This is a genomic window from Nonomuraea sp. SBT364 (genome assembly GCF_001083785.1).
Taxonomy (GTDB): domain Bacteria; phylum Actinomycetota; class Actinomycetes; order Streptosporangiales; family Streptosporangiaceae; genus Nonomuraea.
Window position 1 is genome coordinate 14433 of record NZ_LAVL01000084.1, and the last position, 10530, is coordinate 24962.

At 71.2% G+C, this 10530-nt stretch carries 13 protein-coding genes and 1 tRNA gene; 8 read left to right on the forward strand and 6 right to left on the reverse strand.

Annotation, left to right across the window (positions count from 1 at the left end; genetic code table 11):
* Positions 1 to 144 precede the first annotated feature (144 nt).
* The 3 genes from ADY59_RS29650 to ADY59_RS29660 all read left to right on the forward strand — a co-directional run bounded on the left by ADY59_RS29650 (position 145) and on the right by ADY59_RS29660 (position 2895).
* The gene (locus ADY59_RS29650) at positions 145 to 675 is read left to right on the forward strand and encodes a hypothetical protein (RefSeq protein WP_156325815.1); all 531 of its coding nucleotides are present in this window, start codon (positions 145 to 147) and stop codon (positions 673 to 675) included.
* 160 nt (positions 676 to 835) lie between these two features.
* Positions 836 to 1177, forward strand: a complete 342-nt coding sequence (locus tag ADY59_RS29655; RefSeq protein ID WP_156325816.1) for a hypothetical protein — start codon at positions 836 to 838, stop codon at positions 1175 to 1177.
* An 80-nt stretch (positions 1178 to 1257) separates the two neighbouring features.
* A complete protein-coding gene (locus ADY59_RS29660) occupies positions 1258 to 2895 on the forward strand; it encodes a tyrosine-type recombinase/integrase (protein ID WP_082310507.1) in 1638 nt (545 codons plus the stop codon).
* Positions 2896 to 2901: 6 nt separating this feature from the next.
* On the opposite strand, the gene ADY59_RS29665 is transcribed toward ADY59_RS29660, so the two are convergent.
* Positions 2902 to 2975: transfer RNA gene (locus tag ADY59_RS29665), tRNA-Arg, on the reverse strand.
* A 32-nt stretch (positions 2976 to 3007) separates the two neighbouring features.
* On the reverse strand, positions 3008 to 4030 hold the full coding sequence (locus tag ADY59_RS29670) for an alcohol dehydrogenase catalytic domain-containing protein (protein ID WP_049568769.1): 1023 nt from the start codon (positions 4028 to 4030) through the stop codon (positions 3008 to 3010).
* A 47-nt stretch (positions 4031 to 4077) separates the two neighbouring features.
* On the opposite strand from ADY59_RS29670, the gene ADY59_RS29675 reads away from it, so the two are divergent.
* Together ADY59_RS29675 and ADY59_RS29680 are read left to right on the forward strand one after the other, a co-directional pair.
* Entirely contained in the window at positions 4078 to 4860 is a 783-nt protein-coding gene (locus tag ADY59_RS29675; RefSeq protein WP_049568771.1) for a phosphotransferase, read from the forward strand.
* Positions 4861 to 4868: 8 nt separating this feature from the next.
* Complete coding sequence (locus ADY59_RS29680; RefSeq protein WP_049568836.1) at positions 4869 to 5795, forward strand: cobalamin biosynthesis protein; 927 nt, start codon at positions 4869 to 4871, stop codon at positions 5793 to 5795.
* A 6-nt stretch (positions 5796 to 5801) separates the two neighbouring features.
* On the opposite strand, the gene ADY59_RS29685 is transcribed toward ADY59_RS29680, so the two are convergent.
* Genes ADY59_RS29685 through aztA form a run of 4 tightly spaced genes read right to left on the reverse strand, consistent with a single transcriptional unit; the run spans position 5802 to position 7605 of the window.
* Positions 5802 to 6035, reverse strand: coding sequence for a hypothetical protein (locus tag ADY59_RS29685; protein ID WP_049568773.1), 234 nt, complete (start codon positions 6033 to 6035; stop codon positions 5802 to 5804).
* A gap of 59 nt (positions 6036 to 6094) precedes the next feature.
* Positions 6095 to 6313, reverse strand: a complete 219-nt coding sequence (locus tag ADY59_RS29690) for a hypothetical protein (RefSeq protein WP_049568776.1) — start codon at positions 6311 to 6313, stop codon at positions 6095 to 6097.
* Between the two features lie 16 nt (positions 6314 to 6329).
* Positions 6330 to 6914, reverse strand: a complete 585-nt coding sequence (locus tag ADY59_RS29695; protein ID WP_049568779.1) for an ArsR/SmtB family transcription factor — start codon at positions 6912 to 6914, stop codon at positions 6330 to 6332.
* Positions 6901 to 7605 (reverse strand): zinc ABC transporter ATP-binding protein AztA, encoded by a 705-nt coding sequence (aztA, locus tag ADY59_RS29700; protein ID WP_049568782.1) that lies wholly within the window; start codon positions 7603 to 7605, stop codon positions 6901 to 6903. Before aztA ends, ADY59_RS29695 begins: the two co-directional genes overlap by 14 nt.
* A gap of 52 nt (positions 7606 to 7657) precedes the next feature.
* Between aztA and aztB the strand changes: the two genes are divergently transcribed.
* The 3 genes from aztB to aztC are packed head-to-tail and all read left to right on the forward strand — an operon-like array spanning position 7658 to position 10517.
* Positions 7658 to 8506, forward strand: coding sequence for a zinc ABC transporter permease AztB (gene aztB, locus ADY59_RS29705; RefSeq protein ID WP_049568784.1), 849 nt, complete (start codon positions 7658 to 7660; stop codon positions 8504 to 8506).
* Complete coding sequence (locus ADY59_RS29710) at positions 8506 to 9630, forward strand: hypothetical protein (RefSeq protein WP_082310510.1); 1125 nt, start codon at positions 8506 to 8508, stop codon at positions 9628 to 9630. Before aztB ends, ADY59_RS29710 begins: the two co-directional genes overlap by 1 nt.
* Positions 9627 to 10517 (forward strand): zinc ABC transporter substrate-binding protein AztC, encoded by an 891-nt coding sequence (gene aztC, locus ADY59_RS29715; protein ID WP_049568787.1) that lies wholly within the window; start codon positions 9627 to 9629, stop codon positions 10515 to 10517. The genes ADY59_RS29710 and aztC overlap by 4 nt, the downstream gene beginning before the upstream one ends.
* Positions 10518 to 10530 lie beyond the last annotated feature (13 nt).

Genomic DNA, 10530 nt, shown 5'->3' on the forward strand with positions numbered 1-10530 from the left:
TGCGCGCATCTTTTACTTGACTGACTGAGCCTTACTCGCTGGTGACTCTGGCGTCCGACTCGTTGTTGAGGTGCGCGTACATCAGGTAAGGTGCGCGTAGGTGCGTAGAATTACGCATCCCGGACTCTGGAGAGGTTGCAAGCCGTGGCTTCCGCCCCAGTCGTGCCGCCCGAGGCTGCTCTCATCAAGGAGCGCCGTAAGGATCGTCTGCCGCCCCTGTCTGTGCGCGACGCTGCCGAGGCGGCTACCGCCGCCGGCGTGTCGATGTCCGAGGCGGGGTGGCGAAGTATCGAAGCGGGCCGGTATGACGGCCCTCCTGACAAGCTCGCGATCATGGCGCAGGTTGTCGGGATCGCGCCAGATGAGCTCGCCGAGATCGGCCGCGAGAAGGATCGCCCCTATGCGGCTAAGGCTGCGGGGCTGCTGGCGGCGCATCTGCGTCGGCGGGCGGCGGCGGAGCCGGAGTTGTCGGCGACCGTCGATCCGGAGTCCGCGCCCGAGCGGGTGCTCCAGATGATTCTGGAAGGGCTGGATGAGATTCGGGCTTCGGATCTGACGCCGGAGCAGAAAACCTCTCTGGAGAAGTCCCTTATTGGTGGCGTTGTGCACCATGTGGGTGGGCAGATTGTCCAGATTCGTACCACTCTGGATTTGCTGGGAGAAAACAGCAGGTAGAAGGTTCTTCTATCCGGAAAGTCACGTCCCGCTAACCCTTGGAATTGGCATCTGGTCAGCCGCCTTTTTCGGGCCTACTGTGGCAGGACCGTGACGTGGGGGACAAAGACGTCAACCTAGCCGGAGGGGACTGCGGATGGGACAAAAGGGGCGAATCCTGTTGAGGGTTCTGGAGTGGGCGGGCTGGTCCACCGCGATAGGAATCACCGTCGGCACGCTGACCATCGACCTGGTCGGCGACTACCCGTGGTTCTTCAGCCGGGCGTTCGGACTAGCCGCGCTCTCAGGAGCGGTCCTGACGCTGGTCAGGTGGCTGGACAACATCTCGAAGCCGGTGCAGCTCGCGCTCGCACTGGGCATCCGGACGGGGGTCAAGGTCGGCCAGTTCCAGGAGCGGCTCGCGCAGGCCGAGCGGTGGAACGATCCGTACGAGGCGGTGGCGCGGCGGATAATGGATTCAGAAGGTCGGCGGGACACGCCCCCTGCGAGCTGGCGGAACTAGCGGAACCCATTTTCCGTAGGAGCCGTTCCTGGGTGGCGAGGGCACCCCTTTCTCGGGCCGTAACAATTAGGGAGATTCGGATGACCGGGAACGGCTTCAAGCGCTGTAAATGCCGTAATGACCAGGGGAAAGAGCTGGGCGCGAAATGCGCGAGGCTGCGCCGCAAGGACGGCTCCTGGAATCCGAATCACGGGAGCTGGCACGGCAAATCCGAGGTGCCGGCCGGGCCGGACGGGAAGCGTATCTTCCTGAGGCTCGGGGGGTTCCACAGCGAGGCGGAGCTGATCGAGCGCTACCAGGCGGCGGGTCGGCTGCTCGACATCCCGGACGCCGGCCCCGAAGGCCACCAGGCGCGGATGGAGATCCTGGAGATGATCCGGGTCGCGCATCGGGGTGACGCGCCGTGGCCGGAGTATGAGGAGCTGCACCGCAAGTACCGGGCCGGGCAGCCGCTGCAGGCGATGACGTTCGGGGAGTACTGGACGTCGTGGGTGGCGCGGCGTAAACGCCTGAAGGACATTCGGGAGTCGACGCTGCTCGGCTACATCAGCCATCATGATGCGCACTTCGGTGAGGTCCTCGACGAGGTGCGGCTGGACCGGGTGTTCGCGCCGGTGGTTGAGCGGGTGTTTGCGCGGATCGATGAGAAGAACGCTGCACTGCCCGCTGACCGTGAGTCGCCTGATCCGGAGGTGCGGAAGGCGGCGCGCCGTCGTCGGCCGACCGGCCCGGCGACGAAGCAGCGGATCAAGGCCACCATTCGGACGGTGCTCGCTGACGCGCAGCGGGAGCACCTGGTTGGCTTCAACGCCGCGGCGCTGGTCGCCCTGGAGTCGGCGCCGCGGCCGAAGGGCGTGGTCTGGACGAAGGGCCGGACGGAAGCGTTCCAGGAGGCGTTCGAGGCGCGGCTGGCGGCGGTGCGCGCTGACGCTTCGGCGCCGTCGGTGTCGGCGGTGAGTGTGTGGTCGGCGACGGATTTGCGGCCGTCGCCGGTGATGGTGTGGACTCCGGTGCAGCTTGGCGCGTTCCTCGACCATGCTGCAGGTGACCGCCTGTACGCGCTGTTCCACCTGGTGGCGTTCCGTGGCCTGCGCCGCGGTGAGGCGTGCGGTGCCCGCTGGGTGGACCTGGACTTCGACGACGCGATGTTGTCGGTGGCGAAGCAGCTCACGATCGTGGATCGGAAGGTGCAGGAGGGGCGTCCGAAGACGGAGGGCAGCGACGCGCCGGTGGCGCTCGATTCGGAGACGCTGGCCGTGTTGCGTGAGCATCGGCGGCGGCAGCGTGAGGAGAAGCTGGCGTGGTCTGGGGCGTGGCGGGAGTCGGGCCGGATCTTCACGCGGGAGGACGGGAGCGAGCTCAAGCCCGATTGGGTGTCGGAGCACTTCGAGCGGCTGGCGTTTGCGGCTGGGTTGCCGCCGATCCGGTTGCATGACCTCAGGCATGGTGCGGCGACGCTGTATCTGGCGGCGGGTAACGACATGAAGACGACGTCGTCGATGATGCGGCACTCGAATCAGGCGATCACGTCGGATACGTACACGAGTGTGTTGCCGGAGTTGGCGCGGGAGGCGGCGGAGGCGAGTGTCGCTCTGGTTCCGCGCCGGGTCCGTGTGGGGGAGGCGCCTGAGACTGGCGGTCTCCCTTCGGTCTCCCCGATCCGGCCGGATGGCCCATCGGATTCTGCGGCTGCGGGGAGCCGCAGGTCAAAGCCTTGATCTATGCGCGCCCTGCAGGATTCGAACCTGCGACCGTCGGATTAGAAGTCCGGTGCTCTATCCAGCTGAGCTAAGGGCGCTCCTGCCTTATTGTGCATGATCCGGCGACTTGTCATGCACACGTTTTCTCCGTGTCAGTCCCCTCCCCGCCATCCGCCACGTCAAGCACCACCCGTCCCCGCACTTCACCGGCTTCCAGCATCCGGTGCGCCTCCGCCGCCCGTGACAGGGGGAGACGTGCCGCGATGTGCGGTCGCCAGGCGGTGGTGCGCAGCAGATGGACGACACCTGAGGCCGCTTCGGCGAGTTCGGGGACGGTGGCGTTGCTGATGGCGAAGCCGGCGATGGTGGCGTCCTTGGTGTAGAGGTGGCCGAGGGGGAAGGCGGGAGTCCGGTGGAGGCCGGCCATGACGACCAGGCGGCCGCGGGGGGCGAGCCGGTCGAGGGCGGTGGCGGGGTCGCCGTGGCCGGAGGTGTCCACGTACAGGTCGAAGTCGCGCGCGTCCGGGTGGTCGGTGCGGTAGTCGAGGACGTCGGCGGCGCCGAGGGCGTGGACGTGGTCGTGGTCGCGCGGGTGGGCGGTGGCGACGACGGTGGCGCCGGCCGCGGCGGCGAGGGCGACGGCGGCGGAGCCCACGTTGCCGGTGGCGCCGCCGATGTGCACGCGGTGGCCGGGGCGCAGGTGGCCGTGGCGGATGAGGGCGAGCCAGGCGGTGGCCGCCGGGTGCGCGGCGGCGACCAGGTCGAGCGGGTCGAGGTCGGCGGGCGCCGGGTAGAGGCGGTCGGCGGGGACCGTGGCGTACTCGGCGAAGGAGCCCTGCCTGCCGCCGTGGCCGAGGCTGTTGGTCCAGACGCGCCGGCCAGGGGCGAAGCCGGTGGCGCCGGTGTCCGCGACCTCGCCGCCGACCTCGCCGCCGACCACGCTGACGACCTCGCCGACGAGGTCGCGGCCGATGACGAACGGGAGGGGCATCGGGACGGGGTAGGCGCCGGAGCGCACGAACGTGTCCACCGGGTTGGCCGCCACCGCGCGCACCCGGACCAGCACGTCCGTGGGGCCGTAGCAGGGGGTGGGCAGTTCGCCCCAGGTGATGGCCTCCGCTGGGCCGGGGGCGGTGATGTAGGCGGCGTGCATCGTAATTTCTCCATCGGTGGGGCCGAAACGGTCTAATATCTCTTGGCATGTTCGCGACGCTCCTGCATGAAGTACCCCTGCAGGGCGGGGATGTGACCGACGGGGTGGTGCGTGTCGGTGACACCGTGCGCAGGCCCGCGAGTCCGGCCACACCCGCCGTGCATGCCCTGCTCAGGCACCTGGAGGCGGCCGGGTTCGAGGGGGCGCCGAGGGTGCTGGGGATCGACGGGCTCGGGCGTGAGGTGCTCAGTTACCTGCCGGGCACCACGGGGGTGAGCCTGGTCGCCGTCAGTGACGAGGCTCTGGCGGGGGTGGCCGGGCTGTTGCGGGGCTTCCACGACGCGACCGCCGGGTTCCCGCTGAGCGGGTACCGCTGGGAGGGCGGGTCGAACGACGACGCTCCACCGCAGATCATCGGACATTGTGATTTAACGCCGGATAACGTGATTTTTCGTGACCGGGCGCCCGTAGCGATGATCGATTTCGACCTGGCCCGGCCCACCACGCGGTTGTTCGACGTGGTGACCACGCTGCGGCACTGGGCGCCCATCGCCGACCCCGTCGACCGGCACCCGCTGCTGCGCGGCGTCGCCGTGGGGGAGCGGTTGCGGGCGTTCTGCGACGTGTACGGGGTTCCGCCCCGGGAGCGACGCCGGCTGCTGGAGCTGGCCAGGCTGCGTTTCCACCGCTCGTACGACGTCATGCGCACCCGCGCCGCCGCCGGCGGCAACTGGGCCCGGATGTGGGCGGGCGGCGCAGGCGAGCGCATCCGCCGCGCGTCGGCCTGGCTGGACTCCCACGAGGATGAGCTGCACGCCCATCTGGTCTGATGTGCTTCATGCGTATTCAGGGTGATCGTGCCGCGGGGCTCGCGCTGGGAGTGGTGCTCGACGCGGTCGTCGGCGATCCGCGGCGGGGGCATCCCGTCGCGCTGTTCGGCGGCGCCGCCGCCAAGCTCGAATCCAGGCTGTACGGGGACGCGAGGGCCAACGGCGTGCTGCACGTGGCCGTCTGTGTGGGAAGCGCGGCGGCGCTCGGGATGCTGGCCGAGCAGGTGCCGAACCCGCTGGCGCGCACCGCGCTGACCGCGGCGGCGACGTGGGCCGTGCTCGGAGGCACCACGCTGGCCCGTGAGGGCGCCCACATGGCGGCGGCGCTGGAGGGCGGCGACCTGTCGGCGGCCCGCGCCCGGCTGCCGCACCTGTGCGGGCGCGACCCGTCGGCGCTGGAGGCTCCGGAACTGGCCAGGGCCACGGTGGAGTCGCTGGCCGAGAACGCCTCCGACGCGGCCGTGGCGCCGCTGTTCTGGGGGGCGGTGGCAGGGGTTCCCGGGCTGCTCGCCTATCGGGCGATCAACACGCTGGACGCCATGGTCGGGCATCGTTCGCCGCGTTACCGGCGGTTCGGGTGGGCGGCGGCCCGGCTCGACGACGTGGCCAACTATGTTCCGGCCCGGCTCACCGGGCTGATCACCGTACTGGCCGGGCCGGCGCCGTCGCGGACGCTGGCCGTCCTGCTGAGGGACGGGGGGAGGCATCCCAGTCCCAACGCCGGGCGGTGCGAGGCGGCGTTCGCGGGCGCGCTGGACGTGACGCTGGGCGGGGCCAACGTGTACGGGGGACGGACGGAGCACCGGCCGACGATGGGCGACGGCCCGAAGCCGCAGGTCGCGGACATCCGGCGGGCGGTGCGGCTGACGCGGGTCGTGTGCCTGGCGGCCGCCGGCGCCGCCGTGCTGGCGGCGTGGGCCCGGCGGTCCGCCTAGCGGTCTTCACAGGATGCGGTTGAGGTTCGCCACGAGCCAGAAGACGAACAGGGTGACGGCGCCCACCCAGAGCATGGACCGGGCGGCGTTGGAAGCGACGAGCTTGCGGGCCGAGGCCGCCTTCATCGTGTCGCGCCACACCTGACGTGACGAGATCAGCGACTGGTAGCGGCGTCCGGCGACGAAGACGGTTACGGCGATGATCAGGAACAGGATGACGCGGCCGTCTGATGATTCCACGAGAGCCTCCTCTGATACCCAGAAGGAGTAGGGGCCGTGCACCTTGATACACCATCGGCTCAGATCAAATCTCCTGAAATTTCAGCCACTGCTGACTTTCTGGACGCGCTGTGGTGCACCAGCCTCAGACCTGTCTCGATCAGGGCCCAGCCGATCCGCCGGCTTGCCGCTCCGGTCCAGGTGGAGCGCGGCACGCGGGCCAGCCGCCACCGGTGAGCGCTCTCGCGCAGCTCCGCGGCGCGGATGCGGTCGAGACTGAGGTGGACGTCCGGGTGCATGGTGACTCCTCGCCGGTCAGGGGCGGGTGGGGAACCCGTAGAGGTGCAGGACGACGTTCTCGCGGCCATCGGTGTCGCCGGCCTCGACGGCCGCCATGGCGCGTGACTCCCAGCGTTTGAGCACCTCGGTGAGCTCGTCGTGCATCGTGGCCAGCTCGCCCGCGGTGAGCCTGGGCAGGAATTGCGAGCTGAAGGCGGCGGCGCGCCACTCCTGGTCCCAGGTGGGCTGCTCGTCGAGATAGCGCTCGTAGACCTCGCTGTGCTCGCGGAAGGCCAGCCGGGTGAAGGACGCGTAGGCGGCGGCCCGCTCGGGGGCGTCGCGGAAGTCGCTGTCCTGGATCTGCAGGCCGCGGTCGACCTGCCACCAGCGCTCGCGGCCGTCGGCGCTCTGCGGCTCGGCTTCCAGGATGAGGCCGTGGGCGGCGAGCCTGCGCAGGTGGTAGCTCACCAGGGAGACCGCCTCGTCCACCTGGTCGGCCAGGTGGGAGGCGGTCGCGGTGCCCGCGTGGGACAGCGCCCGGTAGAGCCTCAGGCGCAGGGGGTGGGCCAGCGCCTTCAGCGTGCCGAGGTCGGTGATCCGGCGGGTCTCATCGAGAGCCATGAGTCGAGCGTAGATGCGAAAGGGAAATTGCGCAATCTTTCTTTCGTATCTCGCCCGGTGTCGTGTCCGGTGGGCCTTCGGCGAGGAGGCGGCCGTCGCGGAGGACGAGGCAGTGGTCGGCGTCCAGGGCGGCGGACAGGTCATGGGTGGCGTGCACGACCGTGACGCCGTCCGCCGTCACCTCCTTCAGGACGGCGGCGATGTGCGACCTCGCCTCGGTGTCGAGGCCGGTGGCGGGCTCGTCGAGCAGGAGCAGGTCCGACTCCTGGGCCAGGCCCTGGGCGACCAGCGCGCGCTGGCGCTGCCCGCCCGACAGGTCGCCGAGCGGGCGCCCGGCCAGGTCGGCGATGCCCAGGCGGGTCAGGCAGGAGTCGACGACCGACCAGTCGCGCCGGCTCAGGCGGCGCCAGGGGCCGCGGTGCGCCCAGCGGCCCATCGCCACCGTGTCGCGGACGGTGATCGGCAGGACGTCGCTCACCTCGCTGCGCTGCATGACGAACGCGGGCCGGCGGCGCCGCTCGACGGTGCCGGAGGTGGCGCGGATCACCCCGGCCAGCACGCCCAGCAGGGTGGATTTGCCGGATCCGTTAGGCCCTGTTACGGCGGTCAGCTGGGCGTCTGGAATGTCGGCTGTGACCTGGTGCAACACCGTACGGCCTGGATAGCCGGCCACCAGCTTGTCGATCTTCATGCCTTGCCCCTGACTTGAAAGCGATAACGGTTTTCATTGTAGGGTGCGGGTCATGGATTGGTTGCTGGACCCCTTCGAGGTGTCCTTCGTACGGCAGGCGTTGTGGGCGTCGGTGCTGGTGTCGCTGGTCTGCGCGATGGCCGGGACGTGGGTGGTGCTGCGCGGCATGGCGTTCATGGGCGACGCGATGTCGCACGGGATGCTGCCGGGGGTGGCGCTGGCCGCGCTGCTCGGCGGCAGCCCGGTGGTGGGCGGGCTGGTGGCCGCCGTCGCGATGGCGGCGGGCGTTACGGTGCTGGGCAGGTCGCGCAGGGTGTCGCAGGACACGGCGATCGGGCTGCTGTTCGCGGGGATGCTCGCGCTGGGCGTGATCGTGGTGTCGCGGTCCGACTCGTTCGCGGTGGACCTGACCGGGTTCCTGTTCGGCGACGTGCTGGCGGTGCGCGACCGGGAGCTCGTCCAGCTCGCGGTGGCGCTGGCCGTGGCGGCGCTGGTGTCGCTGCTCGGGCACCGGATGTTCGTCGCGCTGGCCTTCGATCCGCGCAAGGCGAGCACGCTCGGGATGCGGCCCCGGCTGGCGCACGCGCTGCTGCTCGGGCTGGTCACGCTGGCGATCGTGGCGTCGTTCCACGTGGTGGGCACGCTGCTGGTGTTCGGGCTGCTCATCGCGCCTCCGGCGGCGATGGCGCTGTGGGCGCGGCGGATCCCGATGATCATGCTGGGGGCGGCGCTGCTCGGCGTGCTGGCGGCGGTGTCGGGGCTGCTGGTGTCCTGGCATCTCGGCACGGCCGCGGGGGCGACGATCGCGGCCGTGGCGGTGTCACTGTTCTTCGTGTCAGCGCTGGCCTCCAAGCTGAGGGGCTCCAAGCTGGGGGGCTCCAGGTTGTGGGCGGCCCGGTGATGCGCGGCCGGACGCGGGCCACGGCGCTCGCCCTGACGACCGTCCTGACGACTGTCCTGACGGTCATCCTGGCCGGATGCGGCACGGCGGAGCCCGCGCGGGTCGCCGAGCCCGTGCCGCACGGCTACGTGGAAGGGGCCGAGGAGGCGGCCGAGCCGCAGTCCCGCCTGGTGCTGGCCGACCCCGCGGGCGCGGTGCACGTGCTCGACCTGATCACCGGCAAGGTCACCGGTCTCGGCGGGAGCGGGACGGTCGACGGCATCGAGGGCGACGGACGTTTCGCCTATGTCCGCACCGGTGACCGGTTGCGCGTCGTCGACAGCGGCGCCTGGACCGTCGACCACGGCGACCACGTCCACTACTACCGGTCCGCGCCCCGCGACGTGGGCACGGTCGCCGGGCGCCGGGTGGCCGGCGACGCGGCGGTGACGGCCGTGTCGGGCGACGGCACGGTCCTGCTCGACCGTGCCAGGCTGGAGCGGGGCGAGATCGTCCGGACGGCCGAGCTCCCGTACGACACGGTCCTGCCGTACGAGGAGCGGCTGCTCGTCCCCGGCGAGAACGCGGTCGTGACCCGGACCGGCGAGCCGGCGGGCGAGCTGGGCGCGCCCTGCCCGGAGCCCCGCGACGCGGTCGTGACCAGGCGCGGCGCGGTGTTCGCGTGCGCCGACGGCGCGCTGCTGGTGGGGCGGGACGGCGCGGAGAAGATCCGGTACCCGGACGGCGTGGGGGAGTTGCACGCCCGTCCCGGCAGCACCGTGCTCGCGGCCAAGGCCGGTGACCGGGGCGTGCTGGTGGTCGACGTCACCGCGAAGACCGCCGAGCTGCTGCGCACCGGCCCCGTGGTGGCGGTCACCGCCACCGGTCCTGAGTCGCCGGTGCTCGCGCTGACCGCCGACGGAGTCCTGCACGCCTGGGATCCCGGTTCCGGCAAGCGGCTGGCCAGGACCCGGCTGCCGGCGTCGGCGAGCACGCGGACCATCCAGGCCGACACCAGCCGCGCCTACGTCAACGACCCGGCGGGGCGGGCCGTGCACGAGATCGACTACAACGACGGCCTGCGCCGCGCCCGCACGTTCGAGCTGGGCTTCGCGCCCGCGCACATGGTGGAGACCGGCCGATGAGAATCCTGCTGATCGTGGTGATGCTGCTGCTGGCCGGCTGCTCGGCGGGCGGCGAGCGGCGCCCGGAGGTGGTCGTCACCACGAACATCCTCGGCGACGTCACCCGCATGATCGTCGGCGACGAGGCCGAGGTCACGGTGCTCATGAAGGCCGGCGCCGATCCGCACTCGTTCGGCGTCTCCGCCCGCGACGCCGCCCGGCTCGAACGCGCGTCGCTCGTCGTCCACAACGGCCTCGGCCTGGAGGAGGGCGTCCTGCGGCACGTCCGGGCGGCCGAGGAGGCGGGGGTGCCCGCGCTGGCCGCCGCCGAGGCCGCCGGGCCGCTGCCGTACGCGGGCGGCGACCGGCCCGACCCGCACTTCTGGACCGACCCCGGCCGCATGGCCAGGGCGGTCGACGCGATCGCCGCGCGGGCCGAGCGCATCGACGGCGTGGACCCGGCCGCCGTCCGCGCCGGCGCCGCCGCCTACCGGCGCCAGCTCGAACAGCTCGACGCCTGGATGGAGCGCCGCCTGGCGACGATCCCGCCCGCACGGCGCAAGCTCGTCACCAACCATCACGTCTTCGGCTACTTCGCCGAAAGGTACGGCTTCGAGGTCGTCGGGGCGGTGATCCCGGGTGGCACCACGCTCGCCTCGCCGAGCGCCTCCGACCTCAAGGACCTCGCCGACGCCATCCGCGAGCACGACGTGCCCGCGATCTTCGCCGACTCCCCGCAACCCGACCGGCTCGTCCAGGTCCTGGCCTCGGAGGCCGGGCTGGAGGTCGAGGTCGTCGGCCTGTTCACCGAGTCGCTGAGCGCGGCCGGCGGCGGCGCCGACACCTACCTGCGGATGATGCGCGCCAACACCGACGCCATGGTCTCCGGACTTGGCGCGACCCCCTGAGAGAAGGAAACGG